24 protein-coding genes are annotated in these 26024 nt (G+C 30.0%); 15 read left to right on the top strand and 9 right to left on the bottom strand.

The window, feature by feature from the left end; translation table 11 throughout:
• Window positions 1-26: 26 nt before the first annotated feature.
• From AC5SL8_RS04535 to AC5SL8_RS04520, 4 genes are all read left to right on the top strand, one after another.
• Window positions 27-1142, top strand: a complete 1116-nt coding sequence (locus AC5SL8_RS04535) for an extracellular solute-binding protein (protein ID WP_494579275.1) — start codon at window positions 27-29, stop codon at window positions 1140-1142.
• Window positions 1143-1209: 67 nt separating this feature from the next.
• Window positions 1210-2457 carry an ABC transporter permease gene (locus AC5SL8_RS04530; protein WP_494579273.1) on the top strand — a complete coding sequence of 416 codons (1248 nt, stop codon included), beginning with the start codon at window positions 1210-1212 and terminating at the stop codon, window positions 2455-2457.
• Between the two features lie 3 nt (window positions 2458-2460).
• A complete protein-coding gene (locus AC5SL8_RS04525) occupies window positions 2461-3315 on the top strand; it encodes an ABC transporter permease (protein WP_494573405.1) in 855 nt (284 codons plus the stop codon).
• A 16-nt stretch (window positions 3316-3331) separates the two neighbouring features.
• Window positions 3332-5554: a 3-hydroxyacyl-CoA dehydrogenase/enoyl-CoA hydratase family protein gene (locus tag AC5SL8_RS04520; RefSeq protein WP_494579271.1), complete on the top strand. Its 2223-nt coding sequence runs from the start codon at window positions 3332-3334 to the stop codon at window positions 5552-5554.
• Here the strand turns inward: AC5SL8_RS04520 and AC5SL8_RS04515 are convergent.
• The 3 genes from AC5SL8_RS04515 to AC5SL8_RS04505 form a co-directional block, all read right to left on the bottom strand.
• Entirely contained in the window at window positions 5551-6708 is a 1158-nt protein-coding gene (locus AC5SL8_RS04515) for a primosomal protein (protein WP_494579269.1), read from the bottom strand. The genes AC5SL8_RS04520 and AC5SL8_RS04515 overlap by 4 nt on opposite strands.
• A 76-nt stretch (window positions 6709-6784) precedes the next feature.
• Window positions 6785-7429: a peptidylprolyl isomerase gene (locus tag AC5SL8_RS04510; RefSeq protein ID WP_494579267.1), complete on the bottom strand. Its 645-nt coding sequence runs from the start codon at window positions 7427-7429 to the stop codon at window positions 6785-6787.
• 23 nt (window positions 7430-7452) lie between these two features.
• A complete protein-coding gene (locus tag AC5SL8_RS04505; protein WP_494579265.1) occupies window positions 7453-8202 on the bottom strand; it encodes a putative zinc-binding metallopeptidase in 750 nt (249 codons plus the stop codon).
• A 55-nt stretch (window positions 8203-8257) separates the two neighbouring features.
• Between AC5SL8_RS04505 and speB the strand changes: the two genes are divergently transcribed.
• The 3 genes from speB to AC5SL8_RS04490 all read left to right on the top strand — a co-directional run bounded on the left by speB (window position 8258) and on the right by AC5SL8_RS04490 (window position 12312).
• Window positions 8258-9223 (top strand): agmatinase, encoded by a 966-nt coding sequence (speB, locus tag AC5SL8_RS04500; protein WP_494579263.1) that lies wholly within the window; start codon window positions 8258-8260, stop codon window positions 9221-9223.
• A gap of 13 nt (window positions 9224-9236) precedes the next feature.
• Complete coding sequence (locus AC5SL8_RS04495) at window positions 9237-10673, top strand: aldehyde dehydrogenase family protein (protein ID WP_494579262.1); 1437 nt, start codon at window positions 9237-9239, stop codon at window positions 10671-10673.
• 190 nt (window positions 10674-10863) lie between these two features.
• The gene (locus AC5SL8_RS04490) at window positions 10864-12312 is read left to right on the top strand and encodes an NCS1 family nucleobase:cation symporter-1 (protein WP_494579260.1); all 1449 of its coding nucleotides are present in this window, start codon (window positions 10864-10866) and stop codon (window positions 12310-12312) included.
• A 52-nt stretch (window positions 12313-12364) separates the two neighbouring features.
• Here the strand turns inward: AC5SL8_RS04490 and AC5SL8_RS04485 are convergent, their stop codons facing one another.
• Genes AC5SL8_RS04485 through argE form a run of 4 tightly spaced genes read right to left on the bottom strand, consistent with a single transcriptional unit; the run spans window position 12365 to window position 15979 of the window.
• A complete protein-coding gene (locus tag AC5SL8_RS04485; protein ID WP_494579258.1) occupies window positions 12365-12859 on the bottom strand; it encodes an ureidoglycolate lyase in 495 nt (164 codons plus the stop codon).
• On the bottom strand, window positions 12859-13848 hold the full coding sequence (gene alc / locus AC5SL8_RS04480; RefSeq protein WP_494579256.1) for an allantoicase: 990 nt from the start codon (window positions 13846-13848) through the stop codon (window positions 12859-12861). The genes AC5SL8_RS04485 and alc overlap by 1 nt, the downstream gene beginning before the upstream one ends.
• 2 nt (window positions 13849-13850) lie before the next feature.
• The gene (gene puuE, locus AC5SL8_RS04475) at window positions 13851-14750 is read right to left on the bottom strand and encodes an allantoinase PuuE (protein ID WP_494579254.1); all 900 of its coding nucleotides are present in this window, start codon (window positions 14748-14750) and stop codon (window positions 13851-13853) included.
• Between the two features lie 38 nt (window positions 14751-14788).
• Window positions 14789-15979: an acetylornithine deacetylase gene (argE, locus tag AC5SL8_RS04470; RefSeq protein WP_494579253.1), complete on the bottom strand. Its 1191-nt coding sequence runs from the start codon at window positions 15977-15979 to the stop codon at window positions 14789-14791.
• A 27-nt stretch (window positions 15980-16006) separates the two neighbouring features.
• Between argE and AC5SL8_RS04465 the strand changes: the two genes are divergently transcribed.
• Genes AC5SL8_RS04465 through AC5SL8_RS04430 form a run of 8 tightly spaced genes read left to right on the top strand, consistent with a single transcriptional unit; the run spans window position 16007 to window position 23458 of the window.
• Window positions 16007-16348, top strand: a complete 342-nt coding sequence (locus AC5SL8_RS04465; protein WP_494579251.1) for a tRNA-binding protein — start codon at window positions 16007-16009, stop codon at window positions 16346-16348.
• A 6-nt stretch (window positions 16349-16354) separates the two neighbouring features.
• Window positions 16355-16942 carry a LysE family translocator gene (locus AC5SL8_RS04460; protein ID WP_494579249.1) on the top strand — a complete coding sequence of 196 codons (588 nt, stop codon included), beginning with the start codon at window positions 16355-16357 and terminating at the stop codon, window positions 16940-16942.
• Window positions 16943-16946: 4 nt separating this feature from the next.
• Window positions 16947-19616, top strand: a complete 2670-nt coding sequence (gene acnA, locus AC5SL8_RS04455) for an aconitate hydratase AcnA (protein WP_494579247.1) — start codon at window positions 16947-16949, stop codon at window positions 19614-19616.
• Between the two features lies 1 nt (window position 19617).
• On the top strand, window positions 19618-20262 hold the full coding sequence (locus AC5SL8_RS04450) for a hypothetical protein (protein WP_494579245.1): 645 nt from the start codon (window positions 19618-19620) through the stop codon (window positions 20260-20262).
• A complete protein-coding gene (locus AC5SL8_RS04445; RefSeq protein WP_494579243.1) occupies window positions 20255-21559 on the top strand; it encodes a PQQ-binding-like beta-propeller repeat protein in 1305 nt (434 codons plus the stop codon). The genes AC5SL8_RS04450 and AC5SL8_RS04445 overlap by 8 nt, the downstream gene beginning before the upstream one ends.
• A gap of 2 nt (window positions 21560-21561) precedes the next feature.
• A complete protein-coding gene (locus tag AC5SL8_RS04440; protein ID WP_494579241.1) occupies window positions 21562-21993 on the top strand; it encodes a hypothetical protein in 432 nt (143 codons plus the stop codon).
• On the top strand, window positions 21993-23039 hold the full coding sequence (gene zapE, locus AC5SL8_RS04435; protein WP_494579239.1) for a cell division protein ZapE: 1047 nt from the start codon (window positions 21993-21995) through the stop codon (window positions 23037-23039). The genes AC5SL8_RS04440 and zapE overlap by 1 nt, the downstream gene beginning before the upstream one ends.
• Complete coding sequence (locus AC5SL8_RS04430; protein ID WP_494579238.1) at window positions 23039-23458, top strand: secondary thiamine-phosphate synthase enzyme YjbQ; 420 nt, start codon at window positions 23039-23041, stop codon at window positions 23456-23458. The genes zapE and AC5SL8_RS04430 overlap by 1 nt, the downstream gene beginning before the upstream one ends.
• A gap of 12 nt (window positions 23459-23470) precedes the next feature.
• Here AC5SL8_RS04430 and AC5SL8_RS04425 read toward each other — a convergent pair whose 3' ends face one another.
• Entirely contained in the window at window positions 23471-24889 is a 1419-nt protein-coding gene (locus AC5SL8_RS04425; protein WP_494579237.1) for a cryptochrome/photolyase family protein, read from the bottom strand.
• A gap of 4 nt (window positions 24890-24893) precedes the next feature.
• Window positions 24894-26024 (bottom strand): diaminopropionate ammonia-lyase, encoded by a 1131-nt coding sequence (locus AC5SL8_RS04420; protein WP_494579236.1) that lies wholly within the window; start codon window positions 26022-26024, stop codon window positions 24894-24896.

Below are 26024 nucleotides of genomic sequence, written 5' to 3'. Positions count from 1 at the left end.
AAAAAAAACGTTTAAACGGAGGATAAATGAAAAAACTAAGTAAACTATTATTAGCCTTATCATTTGTACTTTCTATTACTACTTCGGCATTTGCAGTTACTGTAGTGTCATGGGGTGGAGCTTATACAGAAAGTCAAAAATTAGGCTATGGAGATCCAACAGCTAAAAAGCTTGGAATACCTGTTAACTGGGTAGACTACACTGGTGGATTATCAGAGATCAAAGCACAAAAAGAAGCTGGAAAAATCACTTGGGATATCATTGATGTGTACGCAAAAGACACTATCATTGGCTGTGACGAAGGTATTTTTGTTGAATTCGATTTCGACAAAGACTTCGCTCCTGCTCCAGATGGAACACCAGCAAGTAAAGACTTTTTCACAGGTATGCCTTCTAAGTGTGCAGTTGGAAACATTCTTTACTCTTGGAACTTTGCTTACAACAAGAACAACGTAAAAGGTACTCCAAAATCAGCGAAAGACTTTTTTAATACTAAAAAGTTTCCTGGTAAAAGAGCTATCTACAAAGGTGCAATGTCTAACTTAGAATTAGCTATGGCTGGCACTGGAACAAAAGCTGGTAAAGGTGGTGATAAAATTTACAAATCACTTGAAAAAGGTGGAGTTGATAAAGCAATTGCCGCTATTAAAGCACTTTGCCAAGATCCAAATGGCGGATGTGTATTCTGGAATGCTGGAGCTCAGCCACCAGAACTATTAGCTAATGGTGAAGTTGTTATGGCTACTGGTTGGAATGGTAGATTCTTTAATGCTCAAATGGAAGGAACTCCAATTGTGCAAGTATGGGACTCGCAAATTCTTGACTATGAGTATTTCGCTATGGTTAAAGGTGGACCTAACGATGCTAACGGTAAAGCTTTGAAAGTTCTTAGAGAAATGACAAGTACTGAAGGTCTAGCAGGAAGTGCTAAGTATATTGCTTACGCTCCTTGGAGAAAATCTTCAATTGCTATCATGGAAGCAGGAGAGCCTTGGTTTAAAGATGGTAAAACTAACATGGTACCACATATGCCAACAGCACCTGCGAACACTAAATCATACATTCTTATGAACCCTGAATTCTGGGCAGATAACCAGGACGAAATTGGTGAAAAATGGGAAGCTATGAAAGCTGGTCTGTAATTTAATTATAGATTAAACTTTTATTTTATTTAAAGGGCGGTTATTATATAACCGCCCTTTTTTTATTATGAGCACAGAACAAATTTTATCATCTGATGGTGTACCTCTTGAGGTTAGTTTAAAAAAAGCCGAGAGAAGAAACAAGATAAGAGCATTAATGCTTGTGGGTCCTTTATTTTTATTTCTTTTAATTACTTACGTGTTTCCAATCGGCGATATGTTGTTTAGAAGCGTTGATGATAGAATGATTACAAGTAAGTTGCCGAATACCTTTGCAGCACTAGAACAGTGGGATGGTAAAGATTTACCAGATGAAAAAGTATATGAAGCATTTTACAAGGATTTTTATCCGCTAGCTATGGCTAAAGAAGCGGGAAAACTTTATCAAAGATTAAATTATGAAAAATCTGGTTTTAGTAGTGGATTAAAAAAAACAAATAGAAAAATTAAAAAATTTGAAGAAGGAAATTATAAAGAGCAGTTCATGGCAACTCACAAAATATGGAATGAAGTTGGATATTGGGTAGCCTTAAAAAATACAGCTCCCAAATGGTCTTATGCAAAGTATTTAAAAGGAATGGATTTAAAATTTGACGATAATAGAAACATTGTTGAAGTAGCTGAAGATAGAAAAATACATAAAATTTTATGGCTAAGAACTATAAATGTAGCTTTTTGGGTTACAGTTTTTTGTTTTTGTTTAGCTTATCCAATTTCTCATTTATTAGCTACATTACCAATGAAATACAGTAACTTATTAATGATCTGTGTTTTACTTCCTTTCTGGACTTCATTATTAGTTAGAACTTCAAGCTGGATGGTATTACTTCAACAACAAGGCCCGATTAATGATTTAATTGTCTGGTTAGGTTTTGCTGCTAATGATAATAGGCCAGAACTAATGTATAATGTAATTGGAACTTTTGTTGCAATGACACAAATTCTTTTACCTTTTATGGTATTGCCGCTTTACAGTGTAATGAAAACGATTTCTCCAAGCTTAATGAGAGCAGGAAAATCATTGGGTGGTACACCTTTGACAGCATTTTTTAAAATTTATTTTCCATTAACTATGCCTGGAATTGGTGCGGGCTGTTTATTAGTATTTATTATTTCAATTGGTTACTACATTACTCCTGCTTTAGTGGGTGGTGCTAGTGGATCATTAATTAGTAATACAATTGCATATCACATGAAGAGTTCATTAGACTGGGCTTTTGCTTCTGCATTAGGCACAATGTTGTTAGTTGGAGTTTTAACAATTTATTGGATTTATAATAAGTTAGTTGGAATAGATAATATTAAACTAGGATAAACTATGGCTTTACCAAATTATACACCAATACATTACAGAATTTGGCACTACACATATTTAACCATCTGTGGACTAGTATTCTTTTTCTTAATTGCTCCATTATTTGTAATTCTACCACTTTCATTTAATGCTGAGCAATATATTCATTTTTCAGAAAAAATGTTGGCGCTAGACCCAGATGGTTTTTCTTTAAGATGGTATAAAGACATGATTTGGGGAACAAAAAATCCTTGGGGCTTAGCAACAAAAAATAGTTTAATTATTGCATTTTTTGCAACCATAGGATCAACGATCCTGGGAACTGTTGCTGCTCTTGGTTTAAGCAGTCGACATATGCCGTATAAAGCTGCATTTATGGCTTTGTTAATTTCACCGATGATCGTTCCATTAATTATTTCAGGAACAGCAATATTTTTCTTTATGGCAAAAGTAGGCTTGGCCGCAACACATACTGGAATTATTTTATCTCATATAATTTTAGGAACACCATTTGTTGTTATAACAGTTACAGCTACTTTAAGTGGTTTTGACCATAGTGTAACAAGAGCAGCCGCAAGTCTTGGAAGCAATCCTGTTAATACTTTTATGAAAGTGACATTACCTTTAATCACTCCAGGAGTTATCTCTGGTGCATTATTTGCGTTTGTAACATCATTTGATGAAGTGATAGTTGTTCTGTTTTTAGCTGGATTAGAAAATACAACTATTCCAATTCAGATGTGGGTTGGTTTAAGAGAGCAATTAAGTCCAACGATATTAGCTGTTGCAACATGTTTGATTATTATGTCAACTTTAATTCTAGTTAGTGCAGAACTTTTAAGAAGACGTTCTGAGAGACTAAGAGGAATTAACAGATAAGACATTTTCAAATTTCATGAATATTAAAAAAGTAGTTGTCATTGGTTCTGGAACAATGGGAAGTGGAATAGCGGCACATCTTTGCAATGCAAATATTCCTGTAACTTTATTAGATTTAAAAACAGAGATTAGTGAAAAGGCAAGAGATCGAATTCATAAATCAAAACCTCCATTATTAATTGATAAATCTAAAATCAATAATATTAAAGTTGGAAATATATCAGATGATTTTGATGCAGTTAAAGATGCGGATTGGGTTGTTGAAGCAGTGGTTGAAAGAATTGATATTAAGCATCAAATTTATGAAAAAATATTCAAAGTAAGAAAAGATGGGGCAATAGTTTCTTCAAACACCTCATCAATTCCAATTAAGATATTATCTGAACATTTAACAAATATTGAAAAAAAAGATTTTTGTATTACCCACTTTTTTAATCCAGTTAGATATATGGGTCTTTTAGAGATAGTTAAAAATGAAAATAACGACCTAAATAAGATTAACCAATTAAAAAAATTCTGTGAAGTTGAATTAGGTAAAGGAGCTATAATTTGTAATGATACTCCAGGTTTTTTAGGAAATAGAGTTGGTGTTTATGCAATGCAAGTGGCGATGACTGAAGCTTTTAAAATGAAACTTTCAATAGAAGAAGCCGATGCAATTTTTGGAAGACCAATGGGTATTCCAAAAACAGGTGTATTTGGATTATATGATTTAATTGGAATCGATTTAATGGCCGATGTATTAAAAAGTTTTATTAAAGAATTGCCAAAATCTGATGAGTTTCACGAGGTAGCAAAAGAAATTCCATTGGTGAAAAAATTAATTGAAACAGGTTATACAGGCAGAAAAGGTAAGGGTGGTTTTTATAGAATGAATAAAACAGGATCTATCAAAGTCATGGAAGCAATCAATCTTGAAACTGGTGATTATTCAATTAGTAAAAAGATTGATATTAAAACAGACCAAGTAGATTTAAAGAGATTAATTAATAGAAAAGATAAATATGGAGATTATGCTTGGTCAGTTATATCTAAAATAATCAAATATGCATCCTCATTAGTTCCAAAAATTACAAAAGAATTTAATGATATTGATGAAGCAATGAGACTTGGTTTTAACTGGTCAAAAGGTCCATTTGAGATGCTTGAAGAAATAGGAGTTAAAAATTTCTTTGATAAAATAGATGATTTTAAAGGAAATAACTTTTTAGAGGAGTTATCAAAAAATAAAAATGAAAATTTTTATGGTGAAAGGCAAAAGTACACAAATATTGAAACTTTAGGAAAAGTAAAAAAAACTGCCTCAAGTGTTGATGGAAATAATTCTGCAAAGATTTATAGATTTAATGATTATAACATTGTTGAGTTTACAACTAAAGCTAACGCACTTGATTACGACTCGATGGATGCATTAAAGAAAGCAACCGATAAACCATTAATAATAATCAATGAAAGTATGCAATTTTCAGCTGGTGTTAATTTAACTTACACAATGGAGTTTGCAGATAAAAGAGATTTCAAATCAATTGAAAAATTTATTAAATATTTCCAAGAAACTTGTAAACACCTAAAATATTCAAAATATCCAGTAATTTCAGCTCCATCAGGATTAACGTTGGGTGGTGGTTTTGAGGTAATGGTTCAAAGTAACTTTGTAGCATCACACACCAATATTGTAGTCGGATTAGTTGAAACTATTGTAGGATTAATTCCAGCAGGTGGCGGATGTAAAGAAATGTTAGCTAGATGGCTTGATACAGATGAAGCTAAAAAAGATCCTAATTTTGCACCTTTAAAAGTGTTTGATATTATCGGTTACGGTAAAACCGCAACCTCATCTGTAGAGGCAGAACCAATGAAATATTTGATGCCAGAGGATAAAAAAATAATGAATAGAAACAGTTTATTTGAAGTCTCAAAAAAAATTATAATGGAGAACACAGACTTTAAAGCACCAGAAGAGCTTAAATTCAATCTTCCCGGAAAATCAGTATTGGAAGATATGAATAAAATTTTAGATAATCTTTATAATGAAAAAATAATCTTAGATCATGGAGTAATAGTTGCAAAAGAATTAGCGAATGTATTAAGTGGTGGTGACACTACAATAGATAAAACATTATCAGAGAATGATTTATTTAAATTAGAACTAGACGCATTTATGAAATTAATTGAAACAAAAGAAACTCAAGATAGAATCAAACATACTCTAGCTACTGGTAAGCCTTTGGTAAATTAATTTTCTTTTGTTTGATTTTTTCCAGATATACTATTTTCTTCTGAATCATTTTCGTGCTTAAATGAATTTTCTCGTTCATTTAGTTTTTTTATCATTTCTTCTTCTTTTTTTCTTTGCTCTTCATCAAATTTTCTTTCCCATTCTTTAATTCTTACATTTTCTTCTTCTATTCTTTTTTCTTCAGCAATTCTTGCATCATGAGCCTTTTGTTCTTCAATCTCTCTCAATCTAATTTCTTCTTCTTTCTTTTTAATTTCTATCTGTCTTTTTTTATATTCTTCATCTTTTTGTCTTAAGGCCCTTAACTCTTCAATTTCTTTTTTTTCTTTTAATCTAAATTCTTCTTCTTTTTTTCTCAATTCCTCAACTTCTTTAAGTTTTTGGATTTCAATTTCTCTTAATCTTTGAGCTTCAATATCCTTTATTCGCTCTGCAGCTTCTTTAAGTTTTTGTTCTTGATATTTTAATTTACGCTCCTCTTCATCCAGTCTACGTTGCTCTTCTAATTGTTTGGCAATTTGAATATCTTTTAGCCTCTGTTTTTCATCTCTTGCTATTCTTCTTTCCGTTTCTAATTTCTCTTTTTCAATATTCTTTATTTTTTCCTCTTCTTCTTTAATTTTTTGTCTTTCTAATCTTATTCTTTGTTTTTCTAAATATTCTAATCTTATTTTTTCTTCTTTTAATTTTAAATCATCTTCTCTGATTTTTTTTTCTTCTTCGTCCTTAATTCTTTGCGCTTCAGCTTGCACCCGCTGTTGTTCTAGTTTAATTTTTTGATTTTCAATAAGTTGTTGTTGTTTTTGAATTTTTATTCTCTGTTTTTCTTGATCAAGTATTCTTTTTTTTTCTTCTTTTTCTTTTAAATCTTGCTCCCTTTTGATTTGACGAGCCTCCTCTAATTTTTGTTTTTGTTGTTGATGTTTTTCTTGTTTAGCTTGTCTTATTTTATTCTTTTTTAAAGTCTTGATTCTTTCTAATTCAGCTTTTCTTAATTTTTCTTTAAAATTAGTTAAAGTTTTGTTTATAGAAAATGATTTAATGATATTAAGTTTTTGAAAATTTAATTTTTTTATAGCAGCAATAGGCTCTTTCAGAATTTTACTATTACTTTTTTTAAGTATTTTAATTTTATCTTCTATTACATTTTTCACACATTATTTAACCAAAATTTAGAAGATAAAAAAAGACCATGATTGACTATAATGGGTTCAACTTATAGTTTATTTCTTAATTTAGCATTCTAAATGAGTTAATAAAATCAGGTCTCAATATATATTCTGAATGTCGCTGATGTTTAATTTTCTTTAAAATTTCTAAACCATAAAGAACTTTTCCTACAGGTGTATATTCGCCCTCAAACAATGGTTCATCTTGCAGAATTATAAAAAATTGACTGTCTTCTGTATCATTCTTAAAAGTTCTTGCCAAACCCACACTTCCTTTTCTAAAGCTAAAATCATTATCTATTTCAGATTTAATAGTCCCTAAACCAGACTTGCCTGTTCCAATTTTACCATAATTAATTGAATTTTTTTTACCAAACTCTAAGTCACCTGCTTGGACTAATTTATCTTTTATCACTCTATGAAAAGCTACGTCATCATACAAGCCAGATTTTATTAACGTTTTAAATCTTTCAACACCTTTTGGAGACACATTTGGGTACAGCTCAATAATTACATTTCCACACGGCGCATTAAGAATTACTATGTTTTCTGGTTTATCAAAATTGATATTTTCAGGATTATGATTTTTAACAAATAAACATTTATTTTTTATAACAAAATAAGAACCAAAAGTAACTGAGGCCAAAATTATCAAAAATACAAATATTATTTTTTCAAATAACGTTGCTTTAATTTTTTTAATCATTTTATCATTAAATTCACACTTGTTTAAAATTCTTCTGAAAATTTAAAATCTTTATAAATTTTTAATAGCCTATATTTTATAAATTCAACTTTATTTTTTAAAATATTGTCTGCATCATTAATTTCTTTTAATTTTTTTGGACTTAAAGTCATTATATGAGAAAATGTTTCTGCCATGTCTTCAGAGGGTGTAGATTGAGAATATTCAGTAAAAAAACCATTTGTATTTGTATAAGTATTTAGCCCAAGTTTTTTAGTGCAAGTAGAACAATCGGCATATTTAAAATTTTTATTATTAAATTTAACCCATTCATCTTCATTGAAAATTTCTTTAAAGCTATCATTGATTATATGAAAAACCTCATGGTGAATTGTTCTTTTAAAATACTTTTCATTAAACTTGATGTCTAATATTAAAGTCTTCATAATGTTATCTGGTATCCCAGCAGTATTAATTCCAGAAATTGATAAATTTTCACACATAACTACGTATCTTAAGTTTATTTTTTTTAAAAAGTCTTTTGAGTATTTATTAAGGTTATAACTAATTAAATCAAATTTTTTGTTATAATCTTCTTTGGTAGAGTTCATGCATACAATATTTTTTTTAACTCCTAATCTAAACGAGCTTGAAGCGTATAAATATCTAAGCTGATTTTTTTTATCGATTTGATAAAGTTCTAAGTTAGGTATCTTAATCAGATTATAGATAGTATTTGCTTTTAATGGTGTAATAAAAAAAATTATTAATAAAATTACTTTAAATAGCTTCATAAATAGTAATATAGAAGATATTCCAAATTCAAAGAATGTGGTACATTTTATTTAGATGAAAAAAGAAAAAAATAAAAACCCTGTTCAGCCAGTTAGTGGAACTAAAGTACCAAGATTTGCCGGACCTTCCACCTTTGCAAGGCTGCCAGAATTAAGAGATGTCCAAGATTGTGATGTAGCTATCGTTGGAATACCTTTTGATGCTGGTACAAGTTATAGGCCTGGAGCCAGATTTGGACCCATGAGCATTAGACAGGCATCACGACATTTAAGAACTAATTATCACCCAAGTTATGATGTTGAGCCATTCAAAGTTCAGCAGGTAGCAGATGCTGGAGATATAACTTGTAATCCATTTAATATTGATGAGGCCATTAAACAAATAGAAGAAGGAGCGACAGAACTTTTAAAAAAAGTTGGTGGTATAATAAGTTTAGGTGGAGATCACACAATTGCGCTTCCGCTTTTAAGAGCTATTAATAAAGAAAATAACGGACCAGTTGCACTAGTTCATTTTGATGCTCATTTAGATACTTGGGATACATATTTTGGAGCACCTTACACTCACGGAACACCATTTAGACGAGCTCGGGAAGAAAATTTATTTCTTGATGATGCATCTATGCATGTAGGGATCAGGGGTCCTCTTTATAGCAGAAATGATATTAAAAATGATGAAGAGTTTGGTTTTAAGATTATTCATTGTGATGATTTTCAAACACAAGGAACAGATAAAATTGCAGAAAGAATACGACAAAGAGTAGGAAATAATCCACTGTATCTTTCAATCGATATAGATGTTTTAGATCCAGCTTTTGCTCCAGGAACTGGAACACCTGAAATTGCAGGAATGACTACAAGAGAAATGGTTAATGTTATAAGAGGTTTGTCAGGTTTAAATTTAATATCTGCAGATGTAGTTGAAGTTTCACCAGCATATGATCATGCAGAAGTTACATCGTTAGCTGCTGCAACAATTGTTTATGAACTAACTAATTTATTTGCAAAAACTAAAAGATAAGGTACTTTTTAAAATGCTAGATAAACGAAATTTTTATATTAATGGAAAATGGGTTGCTCCAAAAAAACCAAATGATTTTAAAGTAATTGATCCCTCAACCGAAAAAGAATGTGCAGTAATATCTCTTGCGGGAGCTGAAGATGTGAATGAAGCAGTAAGTGCTGCAACAAAAGCTTTTCAAACTTGGGCGTTCTCTTCTAAGGAAGAAAGAATAAAATATTTAGAAGCACTATATGATGTTTATAAAAAAAGATGGAATGATATGGCGCAAGCTATTTCTCTTGAAATGGGAGCTCCTATTGATTTTTCAACGCAATTACAGGCTGGAACTGGAGCAAGCCATATCAAATCTTATATTAAAGTATTGAAAGAATATACATTTGAAGCAAAATTAGGAGAGCATGCCCTTAATAATAATATTTTACATGAGCCAAAAGGAGTTTGTGCATTAATCACACCATGGAATTGGCCAATGAATCAGGTTTGTTTAAAAGTAATCCCAGCCATTGCTGCTGGTTGTACAATGGTTCTTAAGCCTTCTGAAATAGCACCACTATCATCTATGATTTTAGCAGAAATGATCGATGAAATTAAATTACCAAAGGGTATATTTAATCTGGTTAATGGAGATGGAGCAGTTGCTGGTAATACATTAACAAGTCATCCTGATGTTAATATGATTTCATTTACAGGATCTACTAGAGCCGGTGCTTTAATTTCTGAAAATGCAGCAAAAGACTTTAAAAGAGTTAGTTTAGAACTTGGAGGAAAAGGTGCGAATATTATATTTAAAGATGCTGATGCTGAAGCTGTTGAAAGAGGAGCGCTTAGATGTTTTAGAAATACAGGACAATCTTGTAATGCTCCAACAAGAATGTTGGTAGAAAAATCAATGTATGATGAAGCAGTTGAAAGAGTTAAGAATTTTGCTAATTCTATGAAAGTTGATGTTGCTAATAAAGAAGGGGATCACATAGGACCCGTAGTTTCAAAAACCCAATTTGATAAAATTCAATCATTAATCCAAGTTGGAATAGATGAAGGAGCCAAAGTAGTTGTTGGTGGATTAGGTAAACCTGAGGGTTTAAATAAAGGTTATTTTGTAAAACCTACAGCATTTGCAGATGTTAATAATCAAATGCAAATTGCAAGAACAGAAATATTTGGACCCGTGTTATGTATAATTCCTTTTGAGACAGAGGAAGAAGCAATTGCAATTGCAAATGACACACCATATGGATTATTAAATTTTATTCAAACTCAAGATCAAGAAAAAGCGAATAGAGTTGCTAGAAAATTAAGATCAGGAATGGTTGATATTAATGGAGCTGGTTTAGCACCAGATGCTCCATTTGGTGGTTATAAACATTCAGGCATTGGTCGTGAAGCTGGTAAATTAGGCCTAGAAGAGTATCTTGAAGTTAAAGTTGTTAGTGGTTGGAACGATTAATCCAATTTATGTTGCTGTTCATAATAGGTTTTCTGCAATTCAATAAGTCCTATATTTATTAGTTAATTTTCTAAACTAGAAGTTGTATCGCTTTATACTTTACAGAACATGAATAATCCATAATGTCGCAGTCAGTGTTACCATAACTTTATAGTTAATAAGAGTAACAAAAATAAAAGGGAGAAAAGATATGGGTAGATCGTCAAAACTCTACAACTCAGATTTAGCTCCAACTCCAAGCAATAAAAAAAATTGGGGATGGTTCGAAATCTTTAATGTCTGGGCTAATGATGTTCAAAGTTTATTTGGTTATACTTTGGCAGCATCTTTGTTTTTAGCGTCAGGACTAAATGGTTGGGCTGTATTTGCTGCATTAATTCTAGCAGGATTTTTTATAATGTGGCTAGTAAACTTATCAGGTAAACCAAGTGTAAAACATGGAATTCCATATCCAGTATTCGCTCGTGTTAGTATGGGTGTCTTTGGAGCAAACTTTCCAGCAATGGCCAGAGGTCTTGTTGCAATGTTTTGGTATGGAGCACAAACTTATGCAGCATCAACTGCTGTAGCACTTTTAATTACAGGTATTACTGGAAACGCAGGTACAGAAATGTTCTTAGGAATGACAGGTGTAATGTGGGTGTCATTTATATTTGTGTCTGGATTCCAAGTTTATTTATTTTGGCAAGGTGTAGATCTTATCAAAAAATTCTTAAACTTTGCAGGACCTGCTGTCTATGCGGTAATGATACTATTAATGATTATTATCTGGGTTAAAGCTGGTGGAGGACTTTTTTCAGAAGTGGGAACTATATTTTCTGGAGGAGAAAGAACTGGTGGTTTTGAAGGTTTAGGATCATTCGGAGCTTTCATAGCTGTATTTTCAATTATGGTTGGATATTTCGCTGCAGTAGTTATCAATTTTGGTGACTTCGCTAGATTTGTTAAAAATGAAGAAGAGATGAGAAAAGGTAACCTATGGGGATTAGTAGGTAACGTGATCTTATTCTCTTTTATTACTTTAATGATCACAGGCGGAACAATTGCAATTTTTGGTGAGTATGTTGCAAGTCCTACAGAGATGGTAGCTAAAGTAGATAACTTAGGTTTAACAATTATTGCTGCATTTGCATTCTTTGCAGCGACAGTTGGTATTAACATGGTTGCAAACTTTATACCCCCTGCGTATGATCTAGCTAATTTAATGCCAAGTAAAATCAATTTTAAAACTGGTGGATTAATAACTGCTGGTTTTGGTTTTATTATTGGCGGTATGTGGGTTGCTGTTATTACTCAAATGGGTTTATTTCCATTTGTTAATACATTAGGAGCAATTCTTGCACCTGTATTTGGTATTATGATTGTTGATTATTATATCATCAAAAAAGAAAAACTAGATGTAGACGCATTGTTTGATGCTAGCCCTAGTGGGAAGTATCATTACAATGGTGGCTTCAATCATAAAGGAATGTTAGCTTGGATACTATCAGGTTACATCGCAGTTGGAACTGTTTGGCCAAACATTTTAGTTTTTGGTTTAGATGATTTCTTCGCAAACCTAGGTGGTGGCGGAGGATATGCTTGGATAATTGGAGCATCACTAGGTGCCGTAGTTCATTTAGCAATATCTAAAAGATAATAAAACTAATTATTTAAAATTAGAAAAACCCGCCGCATTTATGTGGCGGGTTTTAGTATTTTAAGAAAATTTCTTTGTTATTTAAATCTTCAATTACTAGATTGTCTCCAGTGCCTTTTCTATCTACAACTAAAAAATTCATGTCCAAAGTAGATATTAAAGGAAAATGCCATGTGCCAGGTTTATAATTCACACCAATATTTGGAGGAACAATGAAGGACTCAATTTCATCAATATTTGGTTTATCACCTTTCGGAGCAACCAATACTAAAAAAGTAGTTTCTTGCATTGGTATAAAAGCCTGACTTCCTAAAGGATGTTTTTCCATCATATCAATTTTCATTGGAAAGGATCTTTTTAAGGCAGAAAAAATACAAATAGTAGTTTCTCCATTATCAGTTGACGTATCTAAATTCGCTATACCATCAAATCTTTTTGCATAACCATTATTAATTTCAAGTGGCTTTATATCTTTAGTTGTAATTACATCTCCATACTTAGAGAAGTTTTCTTTAGTGATTGGTTTTGGTTTAATTATAATTTCCATTAAAGCGCCTTACCAAACATTCTAAATCTTGAAATACCACCATCTGGAAAAATATTAATTTTAACATAATTAATTTTATTATTTTTCATTAATTTATTTTTAAATATATGTGTTTTATTTGCTGATAATTTAACTTTATCTAATAGAACTTTCCACTTCTTAGAATTTTTTATAATTGAAGATGATGTTTTATTGTTTGGAATATAAATCGCTTGAAGAGAGCAGTGACTTGGATAATTTCCTTTAAAATGATGTGTTGATATTTCAATTTTATCAATTTTATTGCCATCAATTGAGTTTAATATTAGCCAATCAAAACCTTTATCTCTTCTTCTTCTAGTCTCCCATCCATCACCCATATTTTTTGCTTTACCAGGTGCTAAAATATTTTCAGCTTTTCCAAAATGTTCATTATTACAAGCTATAACTGAGGCTCCATTTAAAAGAGATGTTAAATTTGTAGTCCTATTTTTCAAATTAATTGTGTCCTTTGAAATTTTTCCAAAAAGTCTTAATCTAGCAACTCCTCCATCTGGAAAGATATTAAATTTAATATGAGTAACTGTAGATTTGGATGAGATATTAAAAAAATGATGACTGTTAGCTTTTATTTTTTTTTTACCCAGTAAAGTTTTCCATTTAAAATTTTTATACAAATTGGATTTAGAGCTGCAGGCCTCTAAAGAAATCATAGATGGTTGATTTCCATTGAAATGAGATGTATCTACATCTACTTTAAAAATTTTACCAGGTTTACCTAATTTAATAATTAAATAATCATGTCCTAGATTTCTTTTTCTTCTCGATTCCCAACCATCCATCCATTTTCCATTTCTATCAAACAATCCCTCCTTAAAGACAGCTGGTGATGGATTTATAATTCTATTAGCTGAGGCAAAAAAATCGTCTGTTTTATAAATAACTTTTGAACCCAATCGGGGTTGAGCCAAGTCTATTAATCCATTTGTGAAAATTATTTTTTCAGACATTGTTAGGAATAGTTTTTAATCCAATGTTTGGCAATATCAACTCTTTTGCAAACCCAAATATCTTCGTGTTTTTGTATATAATCTAAAAACTTTTTTAAAGATTGAATTCTACCAGGTTTTCCAATTAGTCTACAGTGTAGTCCAACAGACATCATTTTTGGGTTTGTTCTTCCTTCTTCATACAAAACATCAAAACTATCTTTAAGATAACTATAAAAATGATCACCAGTATTAAAACCTTGATTTGTTGCAAATCTCATATCATTATTATCAAGAGTATAAGGAATGATTAATTGTTTTTTTTTATTTCTGTTTTCCCAATATGGTAAATCATCACTATACGAGTCACTGTCATATAAAAATCCACCATCTTCCATTACCAAATCTCTAGTATTTGGACTACATCTTCCCGTATACCAACCATCAGGTCTTTTACCAAAAATTTTAGTATGAGCTTTAATAGCAAGCTGCATATGTTTTTTTTCTTCTGATTTTTTAATATTTTGATAATCAATCCATCTCCATCCATGTGAAGCTACTTCATAATCAGCTTCTATTATGGCTTTACAAATTTCAGGGTTTTTTTCTAAGGCCATCCCAACTCCAAAAATAGTTATAGGAATTTCTTTTTCTTGAAAAAGATTGTGAAGTCTCCAAAAACCTGCTCTTGAACCATATTCATAAAGCGACTCCATATTCATATGCCTTCCCTTTATGGGTTTAGCGCCTATAATTTCTGACAGAAAAACTTCTGAATTTTTGTCTCCATTAAGAACACAATTTTCTGCGCCTTCTTCATAATTTAAGACTATTTGAACCGCTATACGTGCTTTGTTTGGCCATTCAACTTTAGGTAAATTTGAACCATAACCAATTAGATCGCGAGTATCTTTTTTTGTCATAAAAAATTATAATTTAATTTGACTGAATTAACAATTTGTTAATTTATTACAGATTTTTCTTTAATACCATCCAGCAAGCTTAAACATTTTTTAAGCTCATCAAGTTTTATAAATTCATCAATTTTATGTGCTTGTTCAATTGAACCAGGACCACAAACAACTGTACTTATTCCTATCTCTTGAAATAGACCAGCTTCGGTTCCAAAAGAAACAACTTCTCTTGAATTATCTCCTGTTAAACTTGAAACTAATTCGCAGGCTTTTGATGTTTCATCTCTATCAAAACCAATTACTTCACCAATAATTTTTTTGCTAATTGTAGCCTTAGGATAAACTTTTTTCATATCTGGCAATAAAACTTCATTAGCATATTTATCTATTTCTAAATTCAAAAATACACCATCTTCTTTAACAACAGGTCTTGTTTCCCAGTTGATGTGACATTTGTCAGCAATTACATTGTGAGCTATCCCGCCAAATATTCCACCAATTGATAGTGTGGAGTGTGGAGGGTCAAAAATAGAGTCTTTAGGAGATCTTTCTTTTAGTTTTTCTCTTAACTCAATTAATTTATTCACATATTTTGACGCGTATTCAACAGCACTGACACCTTTATGTGGAGCAGAGCTATGACCTGCTAAACCCTCAAAATAAGTTGTATATTCATAACACCCTTTATGAGCATCTATGATTTTCATATTAGTTGGCTCTCCAATTATACAAATTCCATCTTTTATTCCTCTTTTTTTTAATTCAGCAATTAATATTGGAGCTCCAATACAAGCTGTTTCTTCATCAAAGGTATAAGAAAAATGAATATCTCTATCAGAATTTGCTTTTGCATAAATTGGAGCGAAAGCTAAAGTGCAAGCAATAAAACCTTTCATATCACAAGCCCCTCTACCAAAAAGTTTTTCATCTTTAATTATCGCTTCAAATGGATCCGCACTCCATCCTTTAGAAACAGGAACAACATCAGTATGACCTGATAAAATTATAGGTTTTTTATTACTAGGGTTCTTTGCTTTAAGTGTTGCAAAAAGATTAACTCTTTTTTTTTCATCATCAAAAGTTCTAAATGATGTAGCACCTATCTTTTTTAAAATTTCATCACAATAATTAATTAAAGAGCTATTATCTTGACCAGATATAGTTTTAAATGAAATCAAATCTTTTAAAATTTTTATAGAATTATTAAATAATTGATTAGAACTATTTTCTGTACTCATAAATTATTTCTATTATATATTAAAATAATGAAAGAACAAATAACGTATGATATTTTTGACAAAGTTGATATTAGAGTTGGAACAGTCATATCTGTTAAAAAAAATGAAAAAGCCAGAAAACCCTCACTGGTAATAAAAGTAGATTTTGGAAAAGATATAGGAATTAAACAATCATCCGCTCAAATTACCCATTATTATAACGAAGAAAATTTAAAAGGAAAACAGGTGATTGGTGTTTGTAATTTTCCTGAAAAAAATATTGCAGGAGTTGTTTCACAAGTTCTTATTCTAGGATCAATTGACGAAGAAGGCAAAGTGATATTGGTTCATCCCTCTCAACCATCTGAGAATGGTCTTCCTATAGCTTAATTTTTTATGTACTCAGAATTATTATTGTTAATTGGTATATCGGTTTCACTTGGTTATACTCCTGGACCAAACAATGCTGTAGCATCTTATTCAGGATTTAATTTTGGTATAAAAAAAACAATTCCACTAATACTAGGTGTGTGGTTAGGATATACTACATTAGTTATATTAATTAATTTTGTTCTAATATCAACTTTTGTTAAGTATCCAATAATTCAAGAGATAATTAGAATATTAGGTACAATTTTTTTATTTTATCTAGCGTATAAAATTTCTTTCACTAATTCATCAACTGAAGATAAAAAAGAAAATCCTGTAAAATTTTTTGATACATTTATATTTCAGTTTTTAAATCCAAAAGGTGTAATGGCAGCAATTACTTTAATATCTAAATTTGTCAAAGAAGATAATTATTTGATGAGCTCTTTATCTGTTATTATTGTTTGTTCCTTAACAGCTATAACAAGTATTACTGTATGGGCATTTTTAGGTAAATTCTTAAGGGGTTTTGCGACAAATATTAATTTCATTAAACGTTTCAATTATGCTATGTCATTGCTTCTTATTCTTTGTATAATAGGATTTTACATCTAACTAAATGAAACCAGGAAACCAAAATTCATATAAGTCTTTAAAATCAATCAGTATTGATGGCAAAAACTATAAATATTATTCATTAGCTGAAGCTGAAAAAAATGGATTAGAAAGTATTTCAAAGTTACCAAAATCTTTGAAAGTTTTGCTAGAAAATCTTTTAAGATATGAAGATGATTTATCAGTTAACAAAGATCAAATAGATGCAATTAAACTTTGGTTAAAAGATAAAAAATCAAACACTGAAATAGCTTACCGTCCTGCAAGAGTTTTATTGCAAGACTATACGGGTATACCAGCTGTAGCAGATTTAGCTGCTATGAGAGAGGCTGTAAAAGAAAAAAATAGAGATCCAAATTCTATCAATCCTTTGTCAGCGGTAGATTTAGTTATTGATCACTCTGTACAAGTAGACAAATCTGCCAAATCAGATTCTTTTGAAAAAAATGTTGATATAGAATTTGAAAGAAATGGAGAGCGATATTCATTTCTAAAATGGGGACAGCAAGCATTTAATAATTTTAGGATTGTTCCTCCTGGAACAGGAATCTGTCACCAGGTTAATTTAGAATACCTATCTAAAGTAGTGTGGTCTGAGAAGTTTAATGAAGAGGATTATCTATTTCCTGATACCTTAGTTGGTACAGATAGCCACACGACAATGGTTAATGGATTGTCAGTGCTTGGATGGGGTGTTGGAGGCATTGAAGCAGAAGCTGGAATGTTAGGTCAGCCAATTTCAATGTTAATTCCTGAGGTAATAGGATTTGAAGTTAAAAATAAAATGCCAGAGGGCACCACTGCTACCGATTTAGTATTAACAGTTGTAAAGATGTTAAGAGATAAAGGAGTTGTTGGAAAATTTGTTGAATTTTATGGTGAAGGTTTAAAAAATTTAACCCTAGCTGATAGAGCAACAATTGCAAACATGGCACCAGAGTATGGTGCAACTTGTGGATTTTTTCCTATTGATGACGAAACATTAAAATATTTAAGATTTTCTGGAAGAGATGAAGCAACAGTAAAAATTGTTGAAGTTTATGCTAAAGAACAAGGTTTATGGGCCAGTGAGGGTATAGAATTTACAGATACTATTTCTTTAGACATGTCTACAGTTGTGCCAACAATTTCAGGACCTAAAAGACCTCAAGATAAAGTTTTGCTTACAAATGCTTCTGTTGAATTTAAAAAAGTTTTTAAAGATGCCACACAAAGAAATAAACAAAATGTTTCAAAAGTTGAAAATACAGATTATGAAATTAAAGATGGATCAATATTAATTGCTGCTATAACATCATGTACCAATACATCAAATCCTAATGTTTTAATTGGTGCTGGTCTTTTAGCTAAAAAAGCTGTTGAATTAGGTTTAACAACGAAACCTTGGGTCAAAACATCTTTAGCCCCAGGTTCACAAGTTGTGACTGATTATTTAGAAAAAGCAGGCCTAAACATATTTTTAGATAAACTTGGATTTAACCTAGTAGGCTATGGATGCACAACATGCATAGGAAATTCTGGACCTTTACCTGAAAATATTACAGATGCTATCCAAAAAGAAAATTTATATGCTGTATCTGTATTATCAGGAAATAGAAATTTTGAGGGAAGAATATCTCCCCATATCAAAGCAAATTATCTTGCTTCACCACCTCTTGTAGTAGCCTATGCATTAGCAGGTCATATGGAATTTGATTTATACAAAGATCCTTTAGGACAAGGTAAAGATGGAAAAGATATTTTTTTAAAAGATATTTGGCCTTCAAATAAAGAAATTGAGGAAACATTAAGAGATGCACTTAATGCTGACATGTTTATTAAAAGATATTCCAATGTCTCAGAAGGACCTAAACAGTGGCAAGAAATTAAAACAGAAAATACAAGTATATATAATTGGGATGACACTTCTACTTATGTAAAAAAACCACCTTTCTTTGAAAATTTACCTGATACACCAGAAGGCTTTAAACCAATCAAAGATGCAAGACTACTTTTAATTTTAGGTGACATGGTAACGACTGACCATATTTCGCCAGCAGGAAATATTCAAAAAGAAAGTCCAACAGGTGAATATTTTATGGAACATCAAATACAACCGAAAGATTATAATTCTTACGGTTCGAGAAGAGGAAATCACGAGGTTATGATGAGAGGAACATTTGCAAATATTAGAATTAGAAATGAAATGGCACCTGGAACAGAAGGAGGTTTTACAAAATTATATCCAGAAGATAAAGTTATGCCAATTTACAATGCAGTTGAAGAATATAAAAAAAGAGGTGTAGATTTAGTTGTTATAGGTGGCAAGGAATATGGAACAGGTTCATCAAGAGACTGGGCCGCAAAAGGAACAAAACTATTAGGTGTAAAAGCAGTTATTGCAGAAAGTTTTGAAAGAATTCATAGATCAAATTTAATTGGAATGGGTGTTTTACCGCTTCAGTTTACAGAGGGAAACAATAGAACCAACTTAAATTTAATTGGTTCTGAATTGATTACTGTTTTAGAAATACAAGATGGAGTGAACCCTTCTGACCATATTAGTGTAGAGATAAAATATGCAAATGGAGATATTAAAAAAATTAAAACTCTTTGTAGAATTGATACAAAGAACGAATTAGAATATTATAAGCATGGTGGTATTCTTCAATTTGTTTTAAGAAATATGATTTAATATGGATGAAGATATTTCAATAATCGACTCAAACACGAGAAATGAAAAGATTAAAAACTTTTTAACAAATAATAAAAAAAAAATAATCTCATCAGTATTAATTTTAGTTATTTTGATAATTGGCATTTATTCAATTGATACCTATAAAAAACAAGCCAAACTCAAGTTGGCTGATAAATATAATTTTGCTTCAATAAATTTTAAAACAGAAAACCCTCAAAAAACAATTGAAGATTTAACTGATATAGTGAAAGCAAATGATACTACCTATTCACCACTGGCGTTATACTTTTTGATAGATAATAATTTAATTGAGAGTCGAGATGAAATTAATCTGTTATTTGATGAGGTGATAAACAAAACAAAGCTTGATAAAGAAATTAAAAATCTAAATATTTATAAAAAAGGACTATACAATTCAAATTCTGTGTCAGAAAATGAATTATTAATGATCTTAAACCCGTTAATTAATTCTGAAAGTATATGGAAATCACATGCTTTATATTTAGTTGCTGAATATTTCTATTCAAAAGATGAAAAGCAAAAAGCAAAAGATTTTTTTGACCAGATAATTACCCTTCCACAAGTCAATAGCGATATTAAAGAAACAACGCAAAAAAGACTTAACAGAGACTACCGTGAATAGGATTTTAAAGATTTTATTAATATTTTTTTTAATAAGTAACTGCTCATTTAATTCAAACTCAAAATTCTGGACAAAAGAAGCAGATATTGAAAATGAAAAAAAAGTTTTGAATAAAAATGCTTTATTTAAAAAGAAAAAAGTTGTTCAAAAAGAATTTAATTCAAACTTAAAAATAGAATTAAAATTTAATGATATATTAGTTAATAACTTATACAATGTAAATAATGAGGGTATTGTTGATTTCTCAACAGATTTAAAAAAAATATCTAAATATAAGTTCTCAAAAATAAAAAATTTCGATCAGTTTCAGCCAGATATAATTTTTAATAATGATAATTTAATTTTTTTTGACAGTAAAGGTTCAATAGTTAAGTTTGATCAAAATTCAGATTTATTATGGAAAAAAAATTTTTATAACAAACAAGAGAAAAAAAATCACCCCATTTTATTTTTTGCGAAAAATGAAACAACCCTGATTGTTGCAGACAGTATTTCAAAATACTATGCATTAAATATTAAGACAGGAGAAATTTTATGGACAAAATATAATAATGCACCATTTATTTCTGATATAAAAATTAATGATGACAAGTTTTTTGTAGTAGACTCCAATAGTGTTCTGAGTTGTATTTCAATAACAGATGGTACTTTAATTTGGCAATACAAAAGTGAAAATAATATAATAAAATCTACAAAAAAAATCTCAATAGCAATCAATAAAGATAAAGTTATATTTAATAATTCTGTTGGCGATATAAGTGCATTAGATATTAATAATGGAAATCTAAAATGGATTATAACTACAGGAGATAAAAATACTTCAATTGAACCTTATTTATTAAAATTGTCAGAATTAGTTATTAGTAAAAATTCGCTAATATTTTCAAATAATAATAATTCTTTTTATTCTGTTAATTTAGCAAATGGTCTTATAAATTGGACACAAAATATTAATTCATACTTGAGACCTGCGATTGTAAATGATTTTATTTTTACTGTCACAAATGAGGGGTATTTGATAGTCATTGATAAAACGACAGGAAATATTATAAGAATCACAGATATATTTGATAAATTTAAGATAAAACAAAGAACAAAAATTAAACCTGTAGGTTTTGTTATTGGGTTAGAAAACTTATATTTGTCCACAGACAATGGAAAACTTTTGGTTATTGATGTGCTAACAGGAAGAACTAATTTGATACTTAAAATTGATAAAAATAAAATATCTAAACCTTTTATTTCAAATAATAGTTTATATTTAGTTAAGGATGACTCGATTATAAGATTAAAATAAGAATGTTTCTTGAGTTGCTTAATAGTTTAGGACGAAAAAAAATAGTACTTGATAGAGGTCCATCCCATCCCAAATACGATCAAGCAAAACCCTGGATGAATAGATATTATGTTTTATTTAGACATCGTCCAAAATGGTTTCCATTTAATATTTTAATCCATGAAATGCTCGCAGATGATCACGGTGAAGGTGTGCATAATCATTTATGTCCATATATTACTATTATTCTGAGAGGTGGTTACTGGGAAACTACAAAAAAGGGTAAGTTTTGGAGAAAACCAGGTTATGTAGGATTTCGTTCGGCAAATGCTCATCACAGAGTAGACTTAAAAGAAGGCACAAAACCTATGACAATATTTATTCCTGGTCCCTTTGGTTTACGAAAAGGGCCAAGATCAGAGTATGGTATTGATTTTAAAACCAAAAAAAATTAATGGTAAACCAATTACAAAAAAATTTTATATCGCATTGTAACATTCAACAATTAGAAGTTAATTCAAATCAAATAGAAACTGTTAAGAAATTAGAACAATATTATAAAGAGAATTTTAAATCTTATTTTTCAAAATTATTTTCAAAAAAATCATCAAAAAAATGTTTTTATCTTTATGGTGATGTTGGTGTAGGTAAAACTATGATTTTAAATTTTTTTTTTGATCATCTAAAAGAGAAAAGGTTAAGACTACACTTTAATGAGTTTATGTTAAATTTTCATGATTTTGTACATGAAAAAAAAGAAGAAAATACAATTAATCATTTTGTAAAAAATTTAAAATTAAAAGCTTCATTAATTTATTTTGATGAATTTCAGGTAACAAATATAGTAGATGCTATGATTTTAGGAAAATTATTTGATCAAATTTTTAAAGAAAATATTAGAATTATTGTAACTTCAAATACTAAAATCTCTGAGTTATATAAAGATGGACTTCAAAGGGATCAATTTAAACCTTTTATTAAAGTTATGGAGCAGAAGTCAGTTGAATGTGAGTTAAAAATTGAAGATGATTATAGAAAATCTAGCAACAATCAAAAACAAAGATATTTTTATCCACTTAATCAGGAAACTAACTTTAAAATTAATAAATTTTTTAGAACTATTACAAAAGATAAAAAACATTCTTTAAAAATAATCAATGTAAAAGGTAGAGATTTCAAAATAGAAAATTTTTATGAAGGGGTTGTTAGATTTAACTTTAATGAGTTATGTGCTCAAAACTTAGGTGCAGAAGATTATTTGGAAATTATTAAAAATTGTAAATTTATTGTAATAGATCAAATACCACAATTTAATGATATAAATTCAAATCAACAACAACGTTTCATTACTTTACTCGATGTAATTTATGATAAAAATGTTCCAATTTCAGTTACAGCAAACCAAAGCCTGGATAAATTTGCCTCATCAAAATTATTAGAAAAACCATTCAAACGTACCATCAGTCGTCTATACGAATTAACATCCATGGAAAATAATTGATGAAACAAGAATTTTATAATCTTAAAATAAATACTGAGGGTCAAAAATTATACGAATTTACAAACCTAACAATTGAATGGATTAATCAAAACAATTTTAAAAATGGGATGCTTAATTTAAGTGTTCAGCACACCAGCGCATCTTTAATTGTACAAGAAAATGCTGATCCAGATGTTCAAACAGATCTAGTAAATTATTTTGATAAACTAGTTCCTATGGATAACAAATTGTATATTCACACAGCTGAAGGAAAAGATGATATGCCAGCACACATTAAATCTACCTTAACTAATAATCAAATTGCTCTTAGTATTAAAGAAGGTGAATTATTGCTTGGAACCTGGCAGGGTTTATATCTATTTGAACACAGGTTAAATACTCAAAATAGAACAATTATTCATCATTTTATTGGAGATTAATTTGTTAATTTCTTATTTTTTTAAGCTTTGAAAAGCTTCTAAGGCCGAAGCTCTAGCTTTTTCATGTACGACTATTGGCTGAGGATAATCTTTTCCAATTATTGTTTTAATTGCTTGTTGGTATTTTAATTCCATTTCCCAAGGTTTATGAATAAATTTATTTGGCACTTTATCTAATTCGGGGACCCATTTTTTTACATAAAGCCCTTCTTTATCAAATTTTTCACCCTGCAGGATTGGATTGAAAATTCTAAAATAAGGAGCAGCATCTGCCCCACAACCAGCAACCCACTGCCATTGTGCAACATTATTTGCTTTATTAAAATCCAACAAACAATTTCTGAAATGTTTTTCTCCTTCAGTCCAATTAATTCTTAAATGTTTAACAAGAAAAGATCCAACTACCATACGAATTCTATTATGCATCCAGCCAGTCTCATATAATTCTCTCATACCAGCATCCACTATTGGATATCCTGTCATTCCAGTTTTCCAAGCTTTTAAATGTTTTTCGTTTTTAATCCATGGAAATTTGTCAAAGTCTTTTCTATAATTACCTTTTAAAAATTCTGGAAAATAATTGATCAAACTATGTGAAAATTCTCTCCAACCAATTTCATTAATATATTTTCTATATCCAATACCTTTAGATTTGATTTCACTACATTTTTTCCAAATACTTGCCACATGAATTTGACCATGTTTTATATATGGTGAAAGTTTTGAGGTTCCATCTACAGATGGGATGTCTCTTGTTGTTCCATAATCTTTGATTTTATTTTCTATTAACTCATTTAGAATTTTTTTAGAATTACCCTCAGATATTATCCAGTATTTATCAAATTTTTTATACCAATTTTTTTTAGGCAAAATATCTTTAGGTTTGATACAGTTTTTAAAAAAAGTTTTTTCTTTTGACTTATTTTTAATAATATATTTTTTACCAGGAGGTGAAGCTAAATATTTTTGTTCAGCAGTTCTCCAAAATGGAGTAAATACTTTAAAAGGTGTCCCATCATTTTTGGTTACTTCTTGAAATTCATTTAAAATATTTCCTTTAAAGTATTTAAAATTGATTTCATTTTTTAAAAAAATATCTCTAATTTTTTTTCCTTTAGCAATTACATCTGGTTCGTAAACTTTATTCCAATATATAGAAAGATTATCTTTTTTTTTAATCTTAGAAAAAGTATCAAGCTCATCACCTTTCACTATTTGAAGAGCAATATTATATTTAGATAAGTCTTTTTTATAAACTTCTAATGACCTTGAAACCCACCATTTTTGAGCTTCAGTTTGATTATCAAAATTTTTGTTATTATAGATAAACAATCCAATTACACTCTCATGATTTTGAGTTGCAAAAGATAATGCAGGATTATCTTCTATTCTAAAATCATCTCTTATCCAGAAAATACCTATGTCTAACATGTAATTAATTTTGGTTAATTAACTTTTGGTACATTGCTTTATCTGTATCACCTTCACAACCAATTACTAAAACATTTGAATTTTGATCTAATTTTAAACTTTGTTTTAAATTTTGATCCTCACAACTTGCAATTAAACTTATTACTCCTGGAGCCGAATTTTCACCAGCAATAATAGACTGATCACTAAAGCTTGAGTTTCCTAATAATTTCATAGTTTTTGCAATATCGTTATCTGGCAGACTGATACAATGTTTAACAGAGTTCTTTAAAATCTGCCATGGGACCAGTGATACTTCTCCACAAGACATACCACCCATCAAACTTTCTGTTTTGATGTCAATTTTTTCTATTTTTCCAGTTTTTATACTTTCCAAAACACAAGCTGCACTATCAGGTTCAACTACTATAGTAGATGGAATATTGTTTAAATATTTAGCAATCCCTGCGATCATTGCTCCAGCCATTCCACCAACACCAGCTTGTAAAATTATATGAGACATTTTTTCATTATGAATTTGATCTGTAATTTCTTTCATCATGACTGTATATCCAGCCATCGTATACGTAGGCACCTGCATATAATCTCTCCAAGCAACATCTTGGACTATTTGCCAATTATTTTCCGTAGATTGTTTGATGCATTCAATTAATGATTTTTCATAATTTCCTTTTACTTTAATTACATCTGCCCCAAGATCAGCCATAGCTTGACCTCTTGCATCACTCACAAACTCACTAATAAAGATTTTACACTTTAAACCTAATCTTCTAGCACCCCAAGCAACAGATCTTCCATGATTTCCAGCAGTTGCGGTTGCAACTACAATATCTTTATTACCTTTTGTTACTTTTTCAACAGCATAAGCGCCACCTAAAGCTTTAAAAGATTTTAAATTAAATCTTTTACTCTCATCTTTGTAGTAAATATTTTTTAAATTTAATTCTTTTGATAATTTATTTAAAGAAATTAAAGGAGTAGGGGCATAACCATCCCATTTTGAAATGCTAGAATAAGCATCATCTATTTCTTTTTCTGATAATGTGTTTAAAATTTGCTGTTTATCAAAGGAATAATTTTTATTATTTAAAAATTCAGAAAATTTCCATTGGTGACCATTAGATAAAATTGTCAT

Source organism: Candidatus Pelagibacter sp. PS_41 (genome assembly GCF_059417725.1).
Note: the sequence above shows the minus strand (reverse complement) of the source record. Positions and strands in the feature narration are given on the sequence as shown.

What these genes read in the sequence shown, in the direction of transcription:
- puuE (WP_494579254.1), bottom strand. Translation starts at nt 14,750, where the DNA reads ATGACAAAAAAAGATACTCGCGATCTAATTGGTTATGGTTCAAATTTA.
- AC5SL8_RS04530 (WP_494579273.1), top strand. Translation starts at nt 1,210, where the DNA reads ATGAGCACAGAACAAATTTTATCATCTGATGGTGTACCTCTTGAGGTT.
- AC5SL8_RS04425 (WP_494579237.1), bottom strand. Translation starts at nt 24,889, where the DNA reads ATGTTAGACATAGGTATTTTCTGGATAAGAGATGATTTTAGAATAGAA.
- AC5SL8_RS04430 (WP_494579238.1), top strand. Translation starts at nt 23,039, where the DNA reads ATGAAACAAGAATTTTATAATCTTAAAATAAATACTGAGGGTCAAAAA.
- AC5SL8_RS04520 (WP_494579271.1), top strand. Translation starts at nt 3,332, where the DNA reads ATGAATATTAAAAAAGTAGTTGTCATTGGTTCTGGAACAATGGGAAGT.
- AC5SL8_RS04495 (WP_494579262.1), top strand. Translation starts at nt 9,237, where the DNA reads ATGCTAGATAAACGAAATTTTTATATTAATGGAAAATGGGTTGCTCCA.
- speB (WP_494579263.1), top strand. Translation starts at nt 8,258, where the DNA reads ATGAAAAAAGAAAAAAATAAAAACCCTGTTCAGCCAGTTAGTGGAACT.
- zapE (WP_494579239.1), top strand. Translation starts at nt 21,993, where the DNA reads ATGGTAAACCAATTACAAAAAAATTTTATATCGCATTGTAACATTCAA.
- AC5SL8_RS04505 (WP_494579265.1), bottom strand. Translation starts at nt 8,202, where the DNA reads ATGAAGCTATTTAAAGTAATTTTATTAATAATTTTTTTTATTACACCA.
- AC5SL8_RS04535 (WP_494579275.1), top strand. Translation starts at nt 27, where the DNA reads ATGAAAAAACTAAGTAAACTATTATTAGCCTTATCATTTGTACTTTCT.
- alc (WP_494579256.1), bottom strand. Translation starts at nt 13,848, where the DNA reads ATGTCTGAAAAAATAATTTTCACAAATGGATTAATAGACTTGGCTCAA.
- acnA (WP_494579247.1), top strand. Translation starts at nt 16,947, where the DNA reads ATGAAACCAGGAAACCAAAATTCATATAAGTCTTTAAAATCAATCAGT.
- AC5SL8_RS04440 (WP_494579241.1), top strand. Translation starts at nt 21,562, where the DNA reads ATGTTTCTTGAGTTGCTTAATAGTTTAGGACGAAAAAAAATAGTACTT.
- AC5SL8_RS04490 (WP_494579260.1), top strand. Translation starts at nt 10,864, where the DNA reads ATGGGTAGATCGTCAAAACTCTACAACTCAGATTTAGCTCCAACTCCA.
- AC5SL8_RS04525 (WP_494573405.1), top strand. Translation starts at nt 2,461, where the DNA reads ATGGCTTTACCAAATTATACACCAATACATTACAGAATTTGGCACTAC.
- argE (WP_494579253.1), bottom strand. Translation starts at nt 15,979, where the DNA reads ATGAGTACAGAAAATAGTTCTAATCAATTATTTAATAATTCTATAAAA.
- AC5SL8_RS04450 (WP_494579245.1), top strand. Translation starts at nt 19,618, where the DNA reads ATGGATGAAGATATTTCAATAATCGACTCAAACACGAGAAATGAAAAG.
- AC5SL8_RS04465 (WP_494579251.1), top strand. Translation starts at nt 16,007, where the DNA reads ATGAAAGAACAAATAACGTATGATATTTTTGACAAAGTTGATATTAGA.
- AC5SL8_RS04510 (WP_494579267.1), bottom strand. Translation starts at nt 7,429, where the DNA reads ATGATTAAAAAAATTAAAGCAACGTTATTTGAAAAAATAATATTTGTA.
- AC5SL8_RS04420 (WP_494579236.1), bottom strand. Translation starts at nt 26,024, where the DNA reads ATGACAATTTTATCTAATGGTCACCAATGGAAATTTTCTGAATTTTTA.
- AC5SL8_RS04485 (WP_494579258.1), bottom strand. Translation starts at nt 12,859, where the DNA reads ATGGAAATTATAATTAAACCAAAACCAATCACTAAAGAAAACTTCTCT.
- AC5SL8_RS04460 (WP_494579249.1), top strand. Translation starts at nt 16,355, where the DNA reads ATGTACTCAGAATTATTATTGTTAATTGGTATATCGGTTTCACTTGGT.